This window comes from Anoxybacteroides tepidamans (assembly GCF_014201465.1).
Taxonomy (GTDB): domain Bacteria; phylum Bacillota; class Bacilli; order Bacillales; family Anoxybacillaceae; genus Anoxybacteroides; species Anoxybacteroides tepidamans.
This window is the reverse complement of the sequence record NZ_JACHEP010000011.1, coordinates 1-19,790: the sequence shown is the minus strand read 5'-3', so window position 1 is coordinate 19,790 and position 19,790 is coordinate 1. Positions and strand designations below refer to the sequence as shown.

Sequence of the window (19,790 nt, the reverse complement as noted above, 5' to 3'; positions counted from 1 at the left end):
CATTTCTCACCTAACTAAGCAATAAAGTACTAAAAACAAATGCATTCCAAATAATATGGTACATTATTGAAGTATATAACGACCGTGTCAAGCGATAAAGTACAACCGTAATAACTCCTATAATCGCTCCATTAATAGGATAACCGAAGTGTGCTAATCCAAATATAATTGAAGACACAACAAGCCCTACATAAAAATGATACTTTTTCTCTAAAAAACGATGAAGAACGCCACGGAATAGCAGTTCTTCTTTAATTGGCGTAACAAGGATAACAGCTAACCCAATAAGAACGAATTCGAACGTGCTTTGCGCTCCTTGAAGCCCCATCACTTTTTCTTGCGCTTCCGGATTTTCAAATCCAATCACACGGAATGAAATAAATTGTACAGCGTACGTTATGAAAATTGCCAATAGGATATACAAATACGTTTTCCATTCATAAATTGCCTTTTTATCGAAACTCCCTCTAAGAAAAACACGAACTTTTTTAAACAAGAGAAGTGCTATCCCAAACATAAGCGCATCAATAAAAAGCCCTACGTACCCTTGAAGTGCATTCAACAATCTTTCATTATTTGTTACACCGCCAATAATGCCAAAAATAACTCCAACCGCAAACGACATTCCCAAAAACGAAAGGAAAAATAAAATCATCGTTTTCCACGAAAGAGCCCGTCCTTCTTTTTTTTCCGTTACTAATGATTGTTCTTGCTCTTGTTGTAATAATTCACTCATTTTTCTCTCTCCTATTCTTTTAAATTTATTTTTTCTAAAATATAGTGCAAAATCTTTTTCGAATCTGTGACAACAAGCGCCTCTGCTTGCATTCCGACTTTAATCTTTGCTTTTTTTCCTTTATAGCTCCGTAAAAATTGATTTTGAACGGTTGCTTCTACGATATAGTAGCTCATCCCATCCTCTTGATTAACCGTTGAATCTGTGCTTATTCTCATAATTCTTCCTTCAAGCTCCCCGTACTCTCGATATGGGAGTGCAGCAAAATGATAGTTTACTTTATCACCAACTTTCATTTTGCTTATATCTTTATTCAGTACATAAATGATCATTTTATATTGGGACTGGTGATCTGGAATCACAGTTAAAATCGGGTCATTCGGATGAATCATATCTCCCTCATTGACGGTTTTAATGGTATTGACAACTCCATTAATCGGCGCGGTAATGCGATAATTTCGAAGTTGAACAAGAACGTCATTGAGTTTTCCTTCAAGATCTTTTACAAGTCTTTCTTGCTGCTTGATCGATTGGTTAATCTCTACCAATTTATCTGTTTTGAATTTTTCTAATGAGGTCTTTTCTAAGTTTTCTTGCAAAGAAATTTCTTGATTGAGAGATTGCGTTTTCTGCTGTAAGTCATTTTTTAACGATTGAATTCCTTGTAGCTGTGGCTCGATTGTACTCGCTTTTTGCAGTTTTTGCAGTTGGACATTCATTTCATTGAGCTTCTGTTTGTTCGTTTGTATATCTAACCGAACCGATTGTAATTTCCCATTAATATAATTTTCCAACTCTAATTTAGCCAGTTCATACTCTATTTTGCTTTGTTCAATTTTACTCTTTGGAACATATTGCTCTCCTAAAAAAATCAATCTGTCATACTCATTTTTCTTTTGCTGTACTGTTTTTTGCAGTTTAAGAACAGTATTTTGAAAGTCCATATATTGATTTGCATAAACAGACGTTGCGTTCGTAAAGTAATTTTTATTTTCTAAATAACTTTTTTCAAGCCGTTGTAGATCGTGGACGATATTACTGAAACGTTCGATTTCTTTATGTAACGATTGGATGGTGAGTTGCTGCTCTCTTTGTGTGGCAAACAGTACTTGTTCTTTTTCTTTCGTTTCATTTTGTGAAAGATTCACATTTTGTTTTTCTTTCATTAATCCAAGACGAATTTGTTTCAATTCACCACTTAATTTTTCATAGTCTACTGCGTACTTCATGTATGCTTCATAATAGTCATTATCGTTTTTCGTAAACAAATTTTTATGTTGCTCAACACTTTTTTTAAACGTACGCAGTTGCTCTAACTCTTCTTTCGCTTCTTGGAGCTGTTGCTCAATCATTTGTTTTTGAACATCAAGTTCGCTTGCATCTAGCTCGAGCAATACGTCTCCTACGTGTACTTTCTTCCCTTGTACATAGTTCACTCGCTTCACTTTTGCAGATACAGGCGTCTGAATCGTGCTAACGTTTTCATTTGGTCGAACAACAGCCTTCGCTTTCGCAACAATATCCATCTCACCAAAATAAGCCCACAACATAAACGACACAACAAACAAACATAGCAAAGCAATAAAAACAGGAACAAACGGATGCGGTTTTGCTTCTAGCAATTCTCTGCTATCCGTTAACTCATTCATCTCTCGTATATAAGCGTTCATGTTTAACACCCTTTACATTGTTGCAATTGGACTTGGTTCATGTGGAATTTGGTTTTTCCATAGTTCATAATACTTTCCTTTCATATTCATCAGTTCATCGTGTGTCCCTGTTTCAATAATTTCACCGTGCTCCATCACATAAATTTTGTCGCATCTCATAATTGTACTTAAACGATGGGCGATAATAATGGTCGTCATCTCTCGGCAATATTCATAAATCGTTTCAGATATTGCTTTTTCCGTTGTAGAATCAAGATTGCTCGTCGCTTCGTCCATAATTAAAATATCAGGCTTTTTTAAAATGGCTCTCGCGATGGCTAGACGCTGTTTTTGTCCACCAGATAAATTAGACGCGTTTTCCTCAAGCATCGTTTGATAACGTAACGGCAAATGATTGATAAATTCATGGGCATGACACACTTTCGCCGCGTCGATAATTTCCTCTAATGAAACGTCGCGTTCCATCCCTAAACATAAATTTTCTTGAATCGTTCCACTAAAGAAAAAGTTTTCTTGCGGAATATACGCAATTTTTCGTCTTAATCGTTCTAAGTTCATATCCTTAATGTTGATATCATTAATTAAAATATCGCCCTTTTCATAGTCATAAAATCGCATGAGCAGCTTAACAAGCGTTGTTTTTCCCGAGCCGCTCTCGCCGACGAGTGCTATTTTTTCTCCTTGGCGGATATGAAGGTTAATATTTTTCAATATGACATCTCTCGTTCCGTAACGAAATTGTAAATCTCTAATGACAATGTCGCCTTTTAAACTTTCCACTTTTATTTTTTTCTCTTCATCTTTCGATTTTTCGATTTCTAAATCTAAAATTTCCCCTAATCGATCTGCTGCAACAACGGCTGATTGGATCATCGGCTGTAAATTAATTAAGTTTTGGATCGGTTCAAGAAAATAAGCTAATAAAGCGTTATAGGCAATCAGTTGCCCGACCGTCATGTTTCCTTTTAGCACTTCATTTGCCCCGACCCAAAGAATGATGATTCCTCCGACAAGTTGCAAATATGTTTTTAATGATGATTGGAAATTGTTCATCATCCCATGCGAAAATACAGTCTTCAGAAACGAAATAAACTTTTGCTCTGTTTTAAACTTCGCTTCTTCTTCCGCATGATACGCCTTTACCGTCTCAATTCCGTTCATTGACTCTACAATATAAGATGTTAACTCCGCGTTTTTCTCCATTTCTTTTCTATTGACATTTTCAAACGGTTTATGGAATGCCCATACAATCAACGCATATAACGGAACTAACAAAACAGTAACACCGAACAGAAACGAATTTTGTGCATATAAAATCGCTCCACCGATGACGACCATGAACGTATCAATCATGATTGTCAACGTCGCTCCAGAAATCGCATCTCGAACCTTTGAAGCGTCCATTAGTCTCGAAATGATTTCCCCTACTTTTCTCGTATTGAAAAAATTCATCGGCAACGATAAAACGTGATGGTAGTATCCTAAAACGAGTCCAAGATCTAACTTTTGGCTTAAGTAAATTAAAAGATATGTACGAAATGCGTTCAACAACACCTTAAATGTATATAAAACGATCATGCCTATCGATAAAATATGTAGCGTCTTTTCAAGGTTTTCCGATAAAATATCATCAATCAAAAACTGGAAATAAAATGAACCGACAACCCCTAATATCGTAAATAAAACACTCGCTAAAAAAATTTGCAGAAGAATGCCTTTTTGCGGCTTAAGCATGCCAATGAAACGCTCAAATAATCCTTTCGTTTCATCCCTTTTTTCAAATGTCGGAGCTGGTACGAGCAATACAAGAATCCCCGTCCATATTTGAAAAAACTCCTCAGGCGACATTTTCTTTAACCCTTCGGCAGGATCGGCAATAACAATTTCTTTGTTTGTAATTTTATGAATGACAACATAATGCAATAAACTTTGATTCACAATGACATGAGCAATCGCTGGTAACGGAAAAGGTTGAAAAAGACTTTCTTGGTTTCCTCGAACCCCTTTTGCTGTAAACCCAAGCTGCTCCGCCGCTTTAATTAAACCGTATAAATTCGTTCCTTGCTTATCTGTACCAGCAACTTCTCTTATTTTCGATATCGGCACTTTTAACCCATATTGCTTGCATACCGTAGCCAAACAAGCTGGTCCGCAGTCTTTGATGTCGTGTTGTTTGATACAGTAGTATTTGTTGAAAAAAGAAAACATAGTGACTACACCTCAAAAAGTTAGAAAATGAAAGAAGAACTATTTATTTTTGAACATTTATAAAATCACATACCGTCTCTCTTTATGATCTTTACTGTTTCAAATGTCAAAAATCCAAAAACTATCAATCCTATTACGATCATAAATGTATTTTGCACTTCATTCGATTCATCAACGATTCCTTCTGGAAGCAGCCCATCAATACACAGCAACGAGAACAGAAACAATTCAAAAACAAAAAAAGGGATATAAATCTTTTTTTTACTCACATAATAAAAATAAGCGATTAAACAAAACATAAAATAATTCGCAAACGCCAATGGATCCCAGATCCTTAGAACAATAACGAAAGCACCTAAAAAGAGATTAATGAAAATAATGGTCGCAACCCACATATGCGTATTCCCTCTCAATCATAACTCCCCCTTCTATACTTATACGGATCGCCGCACTTCTAATGCTCCTCTTGGATAACATCACCTGTACAAGCAATAAGTTGCAATTAGGTATTTTAAAGGCTCTTCACCAAAAATTGTACTTGATTTTTTCATAACATACCTTACTTATGCTTCCAAGAAAAAAACAGTAAACAAATAATTTTTTGCATACACTTGTTCAGAGAAGTGTACCGTCTGTCAAGTACATGTTGTGGTGATGAACCATTTTAAATGTTTCGTTTTTTCATCTCGAAACAAGATATGGTGATTGATCAACTGGCAGGAAAACAAAATTACAATCTATACTCGTGGTGCTAGTTGAACGCTAGCGTTCAAACGGCAACCTATGGCTTTTGGAACTTGACCCGGTCTGCAGGAACAGGAAAGCGCTCTTGCGTGGGTGATTCTCCTTTGGCATGGTAGGTCGCACTTTCATTCTGCAGGTGATCGACCAGGCAAGGACTTTTTTGGCGTTGGCTCAAGTTTATCTAGCACCAGGGGTAATCCATATATTTAGTTTTTCGCCGAAAATAAACAATGTTCATTTACAAAACAGAAGTAAGAAATGGTAATAAAGTGCACTAGTTTAAGAACCAGTGCACCTCACATTATTATCTAAATTTAATCATCATTCCTACCATTTAATCGCCTTTCCCACCGTATATCCTGCAAAGGCAGTTCCTGATAAGCCAGCTAACGCGATTACACCAACAGGAACTGTTACAGGAGCACTAGAAATTGCAAGCATGGTTGCTCCAAAATATGCAACTCCTTCTAATACCTGTCCCCATTTAACTTTAACCCCACCATCCACCAGAACCATTTCCTCGAAAGTTAGCTCATTGAATCCAATTGACACATTTTGTAACATACTCTCCCTCATCCTTTCCTATATAAAGATTATTATTATGTAAAATTCCCCTCGCTCTGTTTTGATAACTCGAAACGGAGCGTATCAGGAATTTTAAACAGAGTAAAGTCAATTTTCCAAATCGATATCATAAAAATACAATTTTTTCAGAACACAATTGATGTATTAGTTTAAGTTGATTGAGAAAACGGTTTACATATGTCAGAAAAATCAATCTCTATTCATATACAAACTGAAGTTTTATCTTACATCCAATTGTCCGCTAATCCTGTTACGTACCGACCTATATTAACATGAGTACAGAAACAGAACGATATCGCAACTTATATAAACAATTCATATTTTAGAAGGATTAATACCGATATACACATCAATAACAGGTAGCTCCCCGTTAAAAAAGCTTGTATCGTTTATATATACATTATAAGCTGTTGTAATGGGTTGCAATTTATTTCGACTGATGAATCCAATCAATTGATTATATACGTTTTGTAATCCAACAGGATCACCAATATATCTTGTACTAATGGCATTAACAAGATGAAAAACTTCCTTGAAGACATATCCTTTCGGTAATTCTATCTTCTTATCGATTGGAATCAATATCTCCATGTCGAATACACTTTCATCTCCCACTGATTCAACATTAAATGTTGTAGTTATTAGAGGTCCTTCCTTATTTACATTCATTCCCTCTAGTACCTTTATCATTCTAGTAAGCACGCCATTAAACTGAGATTGCTTAATTTTCCCTCTGTAAGAAACAACATTACCGAATATAATTTCTTGGTTCGTTAATATCTCGAGCATATACCTTCCCTCTTTCAAATATAGAAACATTGCATTGGTTCTACATACACAATAAATAGAATACATAAAACTGTAAAGTACTAATTTTTTTAGTACCCTCCTCCTGTATATGAAATAAAAGTTATTTAAGTTAAATTTTTTAAAAATATATTGAACTTTTTTATAAGTCGTGCTATTATGAAACCGTCATTTTTTACCTTTCTATCCAAAGGAAGTGGGAGTATTCGTAAGTGGGTGGCATGCTTGTTAGATGGGATTGGCTTATATTTATTGCATCACCAAAAAAGCAGCAATTCTCAATTTACACGTTATGACCGACCTTTTTCTCACAATATACATTGGAATATTGTTTATCCGACGCCGGAAATACCTGATGTCCACTTTGAATGAATTATGAAATTCACCGTTTTTCATTTCAAAGTCCGATGAAATCTGGAGATGAGATAAACGATCGGGTTCAAGGGAATGTTTATTTCCACTCTTCTCGCTCTCCTGTTCACATTGTTGTTGTCCACGGTTGGAGAATGGATCAATGGGAAAAAATCAATCGATTATTCTTAAATCCCTTTGACAAATCGGGATTTCACATGTGGCAAATGATTCTTCCTTTCCATTTTGACAGAGCTTATTCCACATATAGCGGGGAATATATGATTAGCGCAAATATCAAGCGTTCCGTTTTTGCAGTTGGGCAAGCTTTGTTATCCTTTATCTACTCCCACTCATTATTATCGAGGAGTGTATCATTTTGCTTCTATTATTCGTTCTGTTATGGGTTGGTGGGACGACCATTTTACTTATCGACCATCGAAATTCCGCTTCGAAATGGGCAAGCGCTGTCGCTTTCGTCGGTGGTGCCGGCGGATTATCTGTCGTCATCGAAGAAAATATGTTGCCACATACCACCTTTCCTACCGTCGTAAAACTTATCATAGATTTATTATCATTCATTTGCCATTATGTAACACCTTACGCGTTTCTTATGTTTTCCATCACATATTCTGGACTCATTTCACCGATCTATCAAAAGCGATTAGCATACATTCTTTTTATACCGATTTTATTTATGGCAATAAAGTATCCGATATATCCAATATATATCGTCCCTTACCACATCGCATTATGGTGGGTCGTTCCTTATATCTTGTTTGGAGTGTGTCTCCTTTTATTTGCTTACATGAAAGAAACACATCCTATCTTAAAACGAAATCGTTTCTTTACAAATCTCATTTTTATTCCTCCGATTTTATTTGCCGTAACAACAAACTATATTTTACGTGCATTCGGTAATCATGATAGTTGGCGCTATAACGCAAATATCATTATCATTTCTTTTATGCTTTTTATTGTCATCTTATTTAAATATGGGTTACTACATATTCACTTGAACGCGCATCTATATGGAAAGCGATCGATGCAATCGATATTTACTGGAATAGCGATGCTCAACCATAAATTAAAAAATGACATAAATAAACTTCAATTATTTTGTCACACTATTGAACAATGCGCCAATGAACAAAATGATGATGACATGCTTACAAATATACAAAATATGAAGAGTACCATTGAACGTTTGCAACTTACACTTTCCGATTTTCAGTCGAAGATCACCATTCGTTCATCCGAGAAAAAACGTGAAAATATCGCAGAAATTATGGAAGAGAGCATTTTATCGCTTCAACCAATGCTCCAACAAATTCAAATAGAAAAAAATTATGATCGACCTATCGTCCTTTACTGCGACAAACAACAATTAAAGGAAGTATTTACAAATATGATCGTTAACGCAATTGAAGCAATGCCAAATGGCGGGACAATTAAAATCAACTTTCAAGAAAACTTTCGCTATTATATGATACAAATTTCTGATACAGGAACAGGCATAGACAAACAAACGTTGCCACATATTTTTGAACCGTTTTTCACGACGAAACGAAACAAAAGTCAAAACTATGGAATTGGACTAGCGTATTGTTGCTATGTCGTTCAGCAGCATGGTGGGTTTATTGACGTAGAGAATACAAAATGTGGTACAACATTTTCACTTAAATTCCCAAAGTGCTCTTTTTTGAAGTAAATGGAGGAACAAAGATGAGTAACATTCACGTATTACTTGTCGAAGATGATCAAGATTGGATTCAAATTATTTCAGAAGAATTGAATCGTTATCAAGGCATTGAGATTATCGGTGTAGCGACTTGTAGTGAAGAGGCATTGACAGTCATTCATAAAAAAAATGTTGACGTTGTGTTGATGGATATTTTTTTAGAAGATGACTGTGACGGCATCCAATTAACTGCTCAACTATTAGAAATGAAAAAAGATATAAAAGTCATTATGCTCACTTCTTCAGATGAAGATGCGATCATTTTCCAGGCTTACATGGCAGGAGCAATTGACTATGTCATCAAATCAGAATTTTACGAAATCATAGACGCTATTCGTGCTGCGTACAAAAATCGCTCTCCTATACGTCCAACGATTGCACATAAAATAAGAAAAGAGTTTTGTAGGTTAAAAAAAAAGGAACAAATGACACGCCCCCTTACGAAAACAGAAGTTGCTATTTTAAAATTGATCGACCAAGGATACACCCAACAAGAAATCGCTAATCATTTAGTGATATCTGTGCAAACGGTGAAAAACCACGTAAATCGAATTTTAAAAAAGCTAAATGCGAAAAACGGCAAGTGTGCGGCGAGCAAAGCAAAAGATATAGGGCTATTTGGAAATAAATAGCCCTACCAAGTTGCCCTCAAAAAAACGAAAATGCATCATTGCTAGTTAGTCCTCGGCATCTCCCCTAAAAACATTTGCTAAATCAATCGAAAGTCCTTCAAATAAATGAACAGAGATACGGTCGTCTTTAAAATATGTGCCTCGATGTGCAAAAACCCCGCTTTCAAGACAATACACATCAATCGTTTCATTAAGAAGGATCTACAATCCAATATTCCTTTACTCCCGCTCTTTGATAGCGATTGAACTTAATGACTTTATCCTTTTTGACCGTTAATTTAGAAATAATCTCAATCACTAAATCAGGCGCACCGACAATCCGTTTATCGCGAATTTTGTTTTGGTCGCATACAACAACAAGATCAGGTTCAACCCATTCTTTTATTTTGGTTACATCGTGATCTTCATCTGTCAAACATACGTCGATGGGAGCCCCAAACACACTGCACGGTTTGCCTCTGAGATATATATTAAATTCTGTCAATAACTCTCGTTGTACTGCTTGATGCCTTGTCGTTGGAGCAGGTGACATATTATAAATTTGGCCGTCGATCATTTCATATCTGACATCTTCCTCTAAAGCTAAATACTCTGCATAAGTAAGAGAGTCCTTCCCTTGAGGTATTGCCATATGTTCCACGCTCCCATCATCATATGATCTTATTTTTCATTATGTCACCAAAGCTTTAATTTTCCTTGTAATCTATTTTAGCCGATTTTATGCTTCCCACACCAATCCTGTTTTCGCAAGTTGTACCGTTCCTGCGAACACTGCGCTTGCCTCGCTGACCAGTTGCGTATGTTCACCAAAGTGCGGCAAGTGCGTAAGCCAAAGTTCGCTGACGTTGGCATCGCGGGCAATGGTCGCTGCTTCTTCGCTCGTCATATGCCCCGCTTGCGCCGCATTTTGCCCTGCGTAAAAGTTGCATTCGCAAATAAGCAGATCGGCATGTTGAGAAAACAGCGCAAACTCTGGGATGTAACTTGAGTCAGCGGTATAGACGACCGTTTTGCCGCCAGCCGTAATCCGCATCGCATAACAAATCGCCGGATGCACTGTTTTCATAAACGTAATCGTAAACGGTCCGACCGCTAGCGGTTTTTCCGGATCGTACGCGATCGCTTTTGTCACTCCTTTATGGGCAAGCCTTGTAAACCCATCGCGGTCGAACGAATGCGCGTAAATCGGAAGCTCAGGCAAAGCAGCTCCAAGATTCGTCTTAATGAGCCGCGCATACTGTAACGGCCCGATATCAGCGACATGATCGTGATGGTAATGCGACACGATCACCGCATCCAACTCTTCCACTGACACATAATGTTGCAGTTTCGAAAGCACGCCGCTGCCGCAATCGACTAGCAGACGAAACCTGTCATGCTCAAACAAATAGCCGGACGTTGCTTCATTGACAGCTGGGAAGCCACCCCAATAACCAATAACCGTCACTTTCATTAATATCCACCTCAACTATGTATTCTTTCTTTTATGATACATAATTCTCCAACATTTTGCATCATTGCAGAAATTTGTTTTAAAACAGATATTGACTTATTTGATTCTGTTATAATACAATATAATTAACAAATCAACGGAGGCGATCGAAATGTTAATGAAAATTTCCGAGTTTTTCAAAAACCTACCGCGCAAAAAATGTGCAGAATGCGGAAAAGAAATCGAAGAACAACATGAATGCTATGGAAATAAGTGCAACGACTGCTTAGGCATTACGTATCATCATTAATATAAAAAAGGATGCTCTCCATGTGAGCATCCTTTTTAGTTGAAATCGATTCCAGTTCTCCCTTATTCTTTTACCGATCCAGACGTTAAACCAGATACAATCCGACGTTGGAACAATAGCACCATAATGACAAGCGGAATCGTCACAATCACCGTCGCTGCGGAAATTTCTCCCCACGGAATCGTATACTGCCCTTGGAACATCGCAATTCCGACCGGAACGGTTTTATATTTTTCTGCTGTATTAATTGTTAGCGCAAATAAAAACTCGTTCCATGCCGCAATAAAGACGAGAATCGATGTCGTAAACACTCCAGGCACGGCCAGCGGCAAAATGACTTTAAAGTACGTTTGCATCGGTGTCGCGCCGTCCATTTTCGCCGCTTCTTCTAAATCAAACGGAATTTTGCGGAAAAACGTCACTAACAGCCAAATTGACAAAGGCAACGCAAACGTCGTATACGGAATAATCAACCCTAAATAACTGTTCGTTAAGCCGAATTTTTTCACAAACATATAAATTGGTGAAATCGTCGCAATTTGTGGAAACATCGACACCGCTAACACAATCCCGAGAATCACCGCTTTTCCTTTAAACTCAAGCCGGGCGATCGCATACGCTGCAAATGCCGCGACAAACACCGTATAAACGGTCGTAATTGTCGCCACAACGGTACTGTTCCATAAATAGCGTAAAAACGGGTAGTTCACAAATACAGACACATACGACTTCAATGTCGGATGGCTTGTAAACCAGTTAAATGCTTTGTCACCAAACAACTCGCTCAACGGTTTAATGGAGCTAAGCAAAATCCATAAAAACGGAAACATCACGAAAAACACGAACACAGCTAAAAACACGTAAAATAGCGGGCCTGCTTTTTTCTGCATAATCTCACCCCTTCTTTATCTTTTCGCACTATCAGAGAGTAAGTCCGCACCTAACAATTTAATATAAATAATCGAAATAATGGCGACGCAAATAAAGACGATAACCGCTAAAGCTGAACCGCTTCCAAAATTCGTTTGCGAGAACATGACTTTATACGCCAAAATCGAAATCGTTTCCGTCGAGTTTGCCGGACCACCGCCCGTTAATACGAAAATTAAGTCGAAGACACGGAACGCATCGAGCGTGCGGAATAATAGCGCTACTAAAATGCTTGATTTTAATAACGGCAACGTAATTTTCGTGAATTGCTGCCATTTTGTTGCCCCGTCAATTGAAGCCGCTTCATATAAAGAGCTTGGAATCGTTTGTAAGCCCGCAAGCAACAATAATGCCATATAAGGAGTCGTTTTCCATACGTCAGCGAAAATAACGGCAAACATCGCACCAATATCTGTCGTCAACAAATCTCCCATTCGATTGACAAGACCGATATCTTCAAAATATTTCGCAACAATCCCGTTTTGACCGTCATATAAAAACTTCCACATTAACGCGGATACCGCCGTCGGAATCGCCCACGGAATCAAAATCGTCGCCCGCACGAGCCCGCGGCCGAAAAACGCTTTATTAATTAAAAGCGCAATTGCTAATCCTAATACAAGCTCAGCGGCAACCGAAATGACCGTAAAGACAGTTGTATTCCATAATGCTTTCCATAGACGCATATCGCTCAGGCTGTCTTTGTAGTGTTTCAATCCGACAAAGTTTGGTTCAATGATCACATCTTTTAACCCTTGAGCAAGCCCGACGACTTTGTCTGGCTGTTTCAATTCTCCTGCGTCCCTCATCTGTTCAAGTGTTTTGACGACATCATGTACCGCATCGGTAAATTGATTGGCCGCTTGTTTATCGAGTTCCACAATTTTGATATCATCACTTGGGGATTCAAAGTTATTTAATGCTTCATCGACTTGGTCGTACCGATTCGCTACTTCTTCGTTCGCACGAATCGTTTTATCCATTTTTTGCAGTTTTTGTTCGACGTCGGACAACTTTTCTTTGGCGTTTTCATCAGCAGTCGCCATTTCCCGCTTTAACGAACTTTTTAAAAATGGATAGTTTTGCAAATACCCTTCTAAATCAAGGCTATAATTTAAGTGAATCGACGATTTAGTTGGATCGTTTAACCGGTAGTCAAACAAGCTATAATAAAACGATTGGATAACCGGCCAAATCGCTACTGCTAAAATGAGCAACATCGCCGGCGCCACAAGCGAATAGCCTAATATGCGCTCCGTCCGCTTTTCGTTCCTCATCGATGCTTCTTTTTTCACTGATCTTCCCTCCTAACATAAAGGATCAGGCGTGTTGATTAACCAATTAAAACCGGTTGACATCGCTCTATTCCTAGCTTTTCTGCCGTTGTCGGCAAACGAACCGTTTGCCGACTGGGCATGCTGTACGCATGCCCTCCTCGAACAATGAACGCTTTGCAGGCAAATGACATTTGCCCGCCGGCGTTCTTGTTCGAGGGATGTGGCAGAAAAGCTTGTGTTCAGCCATATGATTCTATGTTTTTTATTAAAATAATGGATAATAAACACTCGTGACTTGCAGCATAAAAACACCCCTATGTGTTCTGCTGAAATTCAATCATAAAGGAGCACTTAGATGAACGGCATTACGACACATATTTTAGATTTAACACATGGAACACCTGCTAAAAATGTAAAAGTCTCATTGTTTTTCCTAGAACATGGGCTGGAAACGAAAAAAAGACTGTTACAAACAACGACCACTAACCAAAATGGCCGCGTTGACCAACCTTTATTAAAGCAAGATGAAATGATTCCGGGAGAATACGAACTTTTATTTTACATCGGTGATTATTTTCGAGAAAAAGGATTGAAACTAGAGGTACCTATGTTTTTAGATAAAGTGGTTGTTCGCTTTGGAATTTCCCAACCGAATTCCCATTACCATATTCCGTTGCTCATCTCCCCTTGGGGATATCAAGTATATCGAGGAAGCTAAATTATGAGGGCTGATTCAAGTAAACATTGAATCAGCCCTTTATTACGTTCTCATCAATCACCATAAAAATAAAAAATCCCGCACGTTTTGGCGGGAAAACCTGTATTATGATTGACTTAGTTTCTGAACAGCCCTGATGATTCCACCGTAGCCGGTACATCTGCAAAGATTCCCTGATAATCCTTCGAGAATTTGCTCCTCAGTCGGATGTGTATATTGATCAAACATAGCTTTTACAGCCATGATCATTCCTGGTGTACAGTATCCACATTGAAAGGCTCCTTCCTCCAAAAAAACCTTTTGAATCGGATGAAGGCCATTCTCTCCTAATCCTTCAATTGTTATAATTTCTTTTCCATTTGCTTGGTAGGCTCTCACTAAACAAGAATTGACTAATTTTCCATCCATCATAACTGAACAGACACCGCAACGGCCAATTCCACAAGAAATTTTTGTACCTGTTAATTGTAATTCTTCCCTTAAAATATCAACAAGACGCATAGTTGCATCGACAACTAATTCTCGTGGTTGTTCATTAACAATAAGAGATATTTTGATCAACGAGGAACTGGATTTTTCTGCTATTTTGTTGTCAGCCATTTTCTCAACTCCCTTCTGTTCACTGCTTTCACAATTTCTTCACGAGACAGGGGCAGCTTAGTAACCCACAAGCCAATCGCATCATAAACAGCTTTAGCAATCGCCGGAGCAACAGCCACCGTTCCAATTTCACCTACACCTCTTGGACCGTACGAATCTCCCTCCCACAATTCCTCTATAGCTGTTATATCCATAGAAAGCGGAATATCGTTTATAGTAGGAATAAGATAAGAATCGAAATTTTCTGTCACATACTTTCCCTTTTCCATTACCGCTTCTTCTAGCAACGTATATCCTAATGCCATCACTGAACCGCCTTCAATTTGTCCTAAGTAGCCTGTTGGATAAATGACAGGACCTGCGGCAACCGCCTGTTCTAAATGTTTCACTCGTACTATTCCTGTTAATACATCTACTTCGACTTTCGCCGCACAAGCAGCAAAAGAATATAGATAATGCCCTCCAGGAATGGAATGAGGGGTTGTTGGGAAATGAAACTCCGTCTCGATTTGGATAGGATCATCCTTCGTTTCATCGGCCATTTGTTTATAAGTGATAAGGAGCTCTGAATCCGATTTATGCCGGCACCAAATGCCGATTGGTCCTAAATACAATCGATCGACCGGCACCCCAGTATATTGTGAAGCTTTCTCTAATAGTCGTTGTGTAAAAGGAATTTTCATTCGTTGCAGCGCATGCCATACCATGCTCGTTCCCCGTGAAGCGGTAGAAGAACCGGAACGAGGAACATGATCCGTATCGCCAATTGTGATTTTTACATCATTTGCTGAGCAACCTATTTCTTTTATTACGAGCCGTTCAATGACGGAAAGCAGCCCTTGGCCAAATTCTTCAAATCCGAAAGCAATTTCAATTTTTCCATCCTTATTTAACGATAGACGTCCCCCTGCTGGATCTAAACGTCCAAATCCAAGTCCTCCTCCGTGCATCGCAATGGCAACGCCTACACCTGTTTTTGTCCACGGATTGGTACTTTGCTCTCTTTCACTTAAAAGAGGAGATTGACTAATCGCTTTTAAAACTTGTGCCGCCCCATCAGTAGGGGCAATTTCTTGCCCTACCGGACCTAAATCATCAGCTTTGCGAAGATTTCGTTTTCGCAACTCCATTGGACACATTCCGAGCTCGACTGCCAAACGATCCATTTGCCCTTCCAACGCAAAGGTTACTTGATTTCCTCCAAATCCTCGGAACTCTCCAGCAACACCGTTGTTTGTATAAACACTTAACCCTTCAACATACACATTTGGTATAATATACGGTCCTGTTGCATGCTCGACAGCAAAATCCAATACGGCTGGACCTAACGTAGCATAAGCACCCGTATCAGCAATAATCCGCACTTGATGAGCAACAATTTTGCCACTGCGATTAGCACCGGTCTTCATCGTAATCTTCATTGGGTGCCTTTTTAGTCCAGATCTAACAGATTCGCGTCTGCTTTGGTGAATTTTCACCGGACATCCAGTTTTGATTGCCAATAATGCACCGTACGGTTGAATATTCAACTCATCTTTTCCGCCGAAAGACCCGCCCATCGGACTAGAAACCACTCTAATTTTACTTTCAGGAATAGCTAAAATTCGGGCTAATTGAAAGCGATCTTTATATCCATGCTGCGTTCCAACATATACAGTAATTCTTCCGTCCTTTTCTGGAACAATGACCCCTCCTTCTGTTTCCATATACGCATGCATTTGACGAGGTAACTCATACGTTTCTTCCACAATACAATCACATGTTCGGAAAGCTTCTTCCACATCTCCTTTTTGATAAGAAGCTTGATGCAGAATATTTCCGTCAGGATGTAATCGAGGTGCTGAAGGAAGAAGAGCCTTTTCTGGATCATCGATAACAGGCAAAGGCTCATATTCTACTTCAATAAGTTGCAGCGCTTTTTCCGCTATTTCTTCCGTTTCTGCTGCCACAGCGGCAACCGCATCTCCTACATACCGCACCCGTTCATCACACAAAACCGGTTGATCTGGAAAAATTAATCCAAAACGATTAAGCCCCGGCACATCTTTACTAGTAATAACCGCTTTCACTCCCGGCAGTTCTTCCGCTTTTTTGGTAGAGATAGAAATAATTTTTGCATGAGGATACGCACTACGCAAAATTTTTCCATATAGCATATTAGGAAAAGAAAGATCTGTTAAAAACTTTAAATTACCCGTTACTTTATCTACCCCATCTGGTCGGATGAAGGAACTCTGTAGATTACTAGAATAGCTAAAATTCATGTTCACGTTCACCCCTCCAATCTACTTAATTCGGAAATAACGATATTGGCTGCCGTCCAGCGCCGATAGTCACCAGAATAAAAAACATCAGAAATGGGATGAAATTCATTAAGAATCGTGTCATATACATTTTTTAACAACAAAGGCTTTATCATTTGACCTATGAGCAATTGCTCAGTTTCTTTTAACCGTTGCGGGCGATTATCTCCCCCACCTACTGCCAAACGAACAAAATCAATGATCCCCGCATCATTTTGGCCTATCACCCCTGAAACGGTTACAACCGATCCCGAAAAAGCCTCTCTTCGGCCTACCTTTTTATAAAATTGAGTAACAAATGAAGAGTGACGATATTCCGGCAGAATGACGCCAGTAAGGAGAACCTCATTATTTTGTCTTGTGTTCAACCAATGATCTAGTTTTTCGATTTTTATTGTTTTGCCATCAAAGTATGATACTTCCGCATCCAGCGCTAAGAGAGCGGGAATAGCATCACCAAATCCATAAACTACATTTCCACCAATCGTTCCTAAGTTACGAATGGCTGGTGCAGCAATTTGCTGAATTGCTGTTGATAATAAAGACCACTTTTCTTTAATAACAGGATGATTGCGGCAAGTAGCCAATTTTGTCATCGAACCAATCTGCAGAAAACGTTTTGCTCCTTCTGTTTTGTAGTTCATTCTCTCAAGTTCTTCGACTTTTTCAAGACTTATCAATTGAGGTGGATAAGATACCCCCTTTTCCCATTGAGTTTGCAGCAACGTTCCACCAGCAACAAAGCACGATTCCAAATGAAACTTTTTTCGTAATGACCACGCCTCTTCAATATCCGTTGGGGTCCAAACTTTTGCCGCCAATACTCTCATTTTTAACCCCTCCTTCTCTTGCCAATTGATAGTCTTCTTTTGTATCAATATCAAAAAACGCTTTCCGATCTTTATAGGTAATGGAGATGCCGTTTAGATTCGAATTTTGACGTATCATTTGTTGCGCACCCACATCTCCTTTTAATGTCTTTAATGATTGAAAAAGCCTTTTAGATAGCAAAACGGGAGGCCTCAACACCCCTTGAAACATAGATGCAACAAAATCTAATTGTTCATCGGTGTTTAAATGTTGTTCATATTGAAAGATTAGTTCGTTAATCATGTCTGTCGTAATAAATGGTTGATCAGCAAGAAGAACTACAACCCCATCTGCTTTCTCCTCTTCCGCCTTACATAAACCCGCTTTTAAAGAAAACGATTGCCCCTTTCCTGCTTCGCGACAAGGAACAACCGTCCAACGATTTCTTAATTTTTCCGTTCGCAATCCATAGTCAATCCAATCTAGAGGGTCATCTTCTCTTGTTATAACGAAAACATGATCAAGCTCAGATGTAACGGCTGTATATAGAGACACGCTTCCGATTGCCTTATCCTTAAGAGGAAGCGAAAGTTTATTTTCTCCCATTCTCTCGCTTTTTCCCGCTGCTAAAAAAATTCCGGTAATTTTAACGAATTTCATAACAATGGCACCCTGCCTTTTAACGGTTTCTTTTTTAGGTGAATTAATTCAGCGAGAATACTAATCGCAATTTCTTCAGGACCTTCAGCGCCAATTGACAACCCGACCGGTGTGCTAATTTGAGGCGGCAATTCTGTAAAATTAAGCAATCGGGAAGTTCGTTGTTTAGAGCCCATAACCCCAATGTACCGTAAATCTTTTTCTATTAACAATTGCAGCAGTTCTTGATCTCGTTGAAATTGATGGGTTAAGATCACTACAAAATCTCGGGAAGTAAACTGTAATTTCATTACGGTTTCTCGAAGGGAACCAACAATAAGCTGGTCTGCGTCAGGAAAATTTTCTTTATTGCATAACGCCGCTCTCCAATCGCATACAGTAACAGAAAAACCAGTTTTTGCTGCAAAACTAGCAAGGCAAGCCGCATCACGTCCAGCGCCGAAAATAATAAGCCGCGGTTTTGGTTGGAAACAATGAAAATAACAAAAAGAAGATAGTTCTTCGACATAAACTAATCCACTTTTATGATTCTTTAAATCTGGTATATTCTTTGGTATAGAAACATTCCATTCTCCAAACATATTCGTATCATCTACATAAAATAAGTAGTCAGATACTGAGAATTTGGCTGTGAATTTTTTTATAATTACAACTGATATACCGCGATCTAGAAAATCTTTTAAAGTACGGAGATGCTTTCGAAAACGGTCATCTATACACTCTAAAAGCACATGGACAACCCCATTGCAACCTGCGCCTTGTCCCCATGATAAGTCATCTTCGCTCTTCATATCATATTTAATACATTGTGACTGTCCTTCCCTTAACAATTTTGCCCGCTCTACTAAATCATTTTCGAGACAACCGCCGCTCAAAACCCCGATTTGCCGGCCATCCTCCCGAATAAGCATAGACGTGCCTTCTTTTTGATAAGCAGAACCTTCTACATGAATAATCGTAGCTAATACGTCTGATGCGGAAGGTATGGTTATAACCTCTAAAATGTCATGTATATATTCCACAAAAATCCCCCTTCCAAATAAGGTCATTGCCTTATTTTCACTAAATTAGGACAGAAAATCTAGGAATAGAGCGATGTCAACTGGTTTTTAATGGTTAATCAACACACCTGAAACAATTTATAAAAACGGGATGCCCTTTTTCCGCGAGCACCCTTTTTTCGTTCTATTCTCTTAAGAATACAAAGTATGCAAGGAAAATAAAGAACAGTATATAGAGAATCGGATGCACTTCTTTGCCGCGCCCTTTTAAAATC

19 protein-coding genes are annotated in these 19,790 nt (G+C 38.6%); 4 read left to right on the top strand and 15 right to left on the bottom strand.

Annotated elements, in window-relative coordinates:
- Positions 1-10: 10 nt before the first annotated feature.
- The 6 genes from HNQ34_RS10395 to HNQ34_RS10370 form a co-directional block, all read right to left on the bottom strand.
- On the bottom strand, positions 11-736 hold the full coding sequence (locus HNQ34_RS10395; protein WP_183254248.1) for a CPBP family intramembrane glutamic endopeptidase: 726 nt from the start codon (positions 734-736) through the stop codon (positions 11-13).
- A gap of 11 nt (positions 737-747) precedes the next feature.
- Positions 748-2,406 (bottom strand): HlyD family efflux transporter periplasmic adaptor subunit, encoded by a 1,659-nt coding sequence (locus HNQ34_RS10390; RefSeq protein ID WP_183254246.1) that lies wholly within the window; start codon positions 2,404-2,406, stop codon positions 748-750.
- A 12-nt stretch (positions 2,407-2,418) separates the two neighbouring features.
- Entirely contained in the window at positions 2,419-4,614 is a 2,196-nt protein-coding gene (locus tag HNQ34_RS10385; protein WP_183254244.1) for a peptidase domain-containing ABC transporter, read from the bottom strand.
- Positions 4,615-4,679: 65 nt separating this feature from the next.
- Positions 4,680-5,027, bottom strand: a complete 348-nt coding sequence (locus HNQ34_RS10380) for a hypothetical protein (RefSeq protein ID WP_183254242.1) — start codon at positions 5,025-5,027, stop codon at positions 4,680-4,682.
- 658 nt (positions 5,028-5,685) lie between these two features.
- The gene (locus tag HNQ34_RS10375; RefSeq protein ID WP_183254240.1) at positions 5,686-5,922 is read right to left on the bottom strand and encodes a hypothetical protein; all 237 of its coding nucleotides are present in this window, start codon (positions 5,920-5,922) and stop codon (positions 5,686-5,688) included.
- A 336-nt stretch (positions 5,923-6,258) separates the two neighbouring features.
- Positions 6,259-6,732 carry a GyrI-like domain-containing protein gene (locus HNQ34_RS10370; RefSeq protein ID WP_183254238.1) on the bottom strand — a complete coding sequence of 158 codons (474 nt, stop codon included), beginning with the start codon at positions 6,730-6,732 and terminating at the stop codon, positions 6,259-6,261.
- Positions 6,733-7,480: 748 nt separating this feature from the next.
- Here HNQ34_RS10370 and HNQ34_RS10365 point away from each other — a divergent pair.
- On the top strand, positions 7,481-8,812 hold the full coding sequence (locus HNQ34_RS10365; RefSeq protein ID WP_221277383.1) for a sensor histidine kinase: 1,332 nt from the start codon (positions 7,481-7,483) through the stop codon (positions 8,810-8,812).
- 14 nt (positions 8,813-8,826) lie between these two features.
- Positions 8,827-9,474 (top strand): response regulator transcription factor, encoded by a 648-nt coding sequence (locus tag HNQ34_RS10360; protein WP_183254236.1) that lies wholly within the window; start codon positions 8,827-8,829, stop codon positions 9,472-9,474.
- Positions 9,475-9,664: 190 nt separating this feature from the next.
- Here HNQ34_RS10360 and HNQ34_RS10355 read toward each other — a convergent pair whose 3' ends face one another.
- Together HNQ34_RS10355 and HNQ34_RS10350 are read right to left on the bottom strand one after the other, a co-directional pair.
- A complete protein-coding gene (locus HNQ34_RS10355) occupies positions 9,665-10,105 on the bottom strand; it encodes a Uma2 family endonuclease (RefSeq protein WP_312856121.1) in 441 nt (146 codons plus the stop codon).
- Positions 10,106-10,192: 87 nt separating this feature from the next.
- Entirely contained in the window at positions 10,193-10,927 is a 735-nt protein-coding gene (locus tag HNQ34_RS10350; RefSeq protein ID WP_183254234.1) for an MBL fold metallo-hydrolase, read from the bottom strand.
- Between the two features lie 151 nt (positions 10,928-11,078).
- Between HNQ34_RS10350 and yhfH the strand changes: the two genes are divergently transcribed.
- Positions 11,079-11,216: a protein YhfH gene (gene yhfH, locus HNQ34_RS10345; protein ID WP_221277382.1), complete on the top strand. Its 138-nt coding sequence runs from the start codon at positions 11,079-11,081 to the stop codon at positions 11,214-11,216.
- Between the two features lie 62 nt (positions 11,217-11,278).
- Here yhfH and HNQ34_RS10340 read toward each other — a convergent pair whose 3' ends face one another.
- Both HNQ34_RS10340 and HNQ34_RS10335 read right to left on the bottom strand, forming a co-directional pair.
- Positions 11,279-12,106: a carbohydrate ABC transporter permease gene (locus HNQ34_RS10340; RefSeq protein WP_183254232.1), complete on the bottom strand. Its 828-nt coding sequence runs from the start codon at positions 12,104-12,106 to the stop codon at positions 11,279-11,281.
- A 15-nt stretch (positions 12,107-12,121) separates the two neighbouring features.
- Positions 12,122-13,423 carry an ABC transporter permease subunit gene (locus HNQ34_RS10335; protein ID WP_183254372.1) on the bottom strand — a complete coding sequence of 434 codons (1,302 nt, stop codon included), beginning with the start codon at positions 13,421-13,423 and terminating at the stop codon, positions 12,122-12,124.
- 355 nt (positions 13,424-13,778) lie between these two features.
- On the opposite strand from HNQ34_RS10335, the gene uraH reads away from it, so the two are divergent.
- Positions 13,779-14,141, top strand: coding sequence for a hydroxyisourate hydrolase (gene uraH, locus HNQ34_RS10330; protein WP_183254230.1), 363 nt, complete (start codon positions 13,779-13,781; stop codon positions 14,139-14,141).
- Positions 14,142-14,246: 105 nt separating this feature from the next.
- Here the strand turns inward: uraH and HNQ34_RS10325 are convergent, their stop codons facing one another.
- From HNQ34_RS10325 to HNQ34_RS10305, 5 genes are read right to left on the bottom strand one after another with little or no spacing between them, the layout of a single operon-like run.
- Complete coding sequence (locus HNQ34_RS10325) at positions 14,247-14,741, bottom strand: (2Fe-2S)-binding protein (protein ID WP_183254227.1); 495 nt, start codon at positions 14,739-14,741, stop codon at positions 14,247-14,249.
- Positions 14,723-17,005, bottom strand: a complete 2,283-nt coding sequence (gene pucD / locus HNQ34_RS10320; RefSeq protein ID WP_183254370.1) for a xanthine dehydrogenase subunit D — start codon at positions 17,003-17,005, stop codon at positions 14,723-14,725. Before pucD ends, HNQ34_RS10325 begins: the two co-directional genes overlap by 19 nt.
- Before the next feature lie 8 nt (positions 17,006-17,013).
- Complete coding sequence (locus HNQ34_RS10315; protein WP_183254225.1) at positions 17,014-17,874, bottom strand: FAD binding domain-containing protein; 861 nt, start codon at positions 17,872-17,874, stop codon at positions 17,014-17,016.
- Entirely contained in the window at positions 17,831-18,514 is a 684-nt protein-coding gene (locus tag HNQ34_RS10310; RefSeq protein WP_183254224.1) for a nucleotidyltransferase family protein, read from the bottom strand. The genes HNQ34_RS10315 and HNQ34_RS10310 overlap by 44 nt, the downstream gene beginning before the upstream one ends.
- Entirely contained in the window at positions 18,511-19,536 is a 1,026-nt protein-coding gene (locus HNQ34_RS10305; protein WP_312856120.1) for an XdhC family protein, read from the bottom strand. The genes HNQ34_RS10310 and HNQ34_RS10305 overlap by 4 nt, the downstream gene beginning before the upstream one ends.
- Positions 19,537-19,790 lie beyond the last annotated feature (254 nt).

What these genes read in the sequence shown, in the direction of transcription:
- HNQ34_RS10395 (WP_183254248.1), bottom strand. Translation starts at nt 736, where the DNA reads ATGAGTGAATTATTACAACAAGAGCAAGAACAATCATTAGTAACGGAA.
- HNQ34_RS10390 (WP_183254246.1), bottom strand. Translation starts at nt 2,406, where the DNA reads ATGAACGCTTATATACGAGAGATGAATGAGTTAACGGATAGCAGAGAA.
- HNQ34_RS10385 (WP_183254244.1), bottom strand. Translation starts at nt 4,614, where the DNA reads ATGTTTTCTTTTTTCAACAAATACTACTGTATCAAACAACACGACATC.
- HNQ34_RS10375 (WP_183254240.1), bottom strand. Translation starts at nt 5,922, where the DNA reads ATGTTACAAAATGTGTCAATTGGATTCAATGAGCTAACTTTCGAGGAA.
- HNQ34_RS10370 (WP_183254238.1), bottom strand. Translation starts at nt 6,732, where the DNA reads ATGCTCGAGATATTAACGAACCAAGAAATTATATTCGGTAATGTTGTT.
- HNQ34_RS10360 (WP_183254236.1), top strand. Translation starts at nt 8,827, where the DNA reads ATGAGTAACATTCACGTATTACTTGTCGAAGATGATCAAGATTGGATT.
- HNQ34_RS10355 (WP_312856121.1), bottom strand. Translation starts at nt 10,105, where the DNA reads ATGGCAATACCTCAAGGGAAGGACTCTCTTACTTATGCAGAGTATTTA.
- HNQ34_RS10350 (WP_183254234.1), bottom strand. Translation starts at nt 10,927, where the DNA reads ATGAAAGTGACGGTTATTGGTTATTGGGGTGGCTTCCCAGCTGTCAAT.
- yhfH (WP_221277382.1), top strand. Translation starts at nt 11,079, where the DNA reads ATGTTAATGAAAATTTCCGAGTTTTTCAAAAACCTACCGCGCAAAAAA.
- HNQ34_RS10340 (WP_183254232.1), bottom strand. Translation starts at nt 12,106, where the DNA reads ATGCAGAAAAAAGCAGGCCCGCTATTTTACGTGTTTTTAGCTGTGTTC.
- HNQ34_RS10335 (WP_183254372.1), bottom strand. Translation starts at nt 13,423, where the DNA reads ATGAGGAACGAAAAGCGGACGGAGCGCATATTAGGCTATTCGCTTGTG.
- uraH (WP_183254230.1), top strand. Translation starts at nt 13,779, where the DNA reads ATGAACGGCATTACGACACATATTTTAGATTTAACACATGGAACACCT.
- HNQ34_RS10325 (WP_183254227.1), bottom strand. Translation starts at nt 14,741, where the DNA reads ATGGCTGACAACAAAATAGCAGAAAAATCCAGTTCCTCGTTGATCAAA.
- pucD (WP_183254370.1), bottom strand. Translation starts at nt 17,005, where the DNA reads ATGAATTTTAGCTATTCTAGTAATCTACAGAGTTCCTTCATCCGACCA.
- HNQ34_RS10315 (WP_183254225.1), bottom strand. Translation starts at nt 17,874, where the DNA reads ATGAGAGTATTGGCGGCAAAAGTTTGGACCCCAACGGATATTGAAGAG.
- HNQ34_RS10310 (WP_183254224.1), bottom strand. Translation starts at nt 18,514, where the DNA reads ATGAAATTCGTTAAAATTACCGGAATTTTTTTAGCAGCGGGAAAAAGC.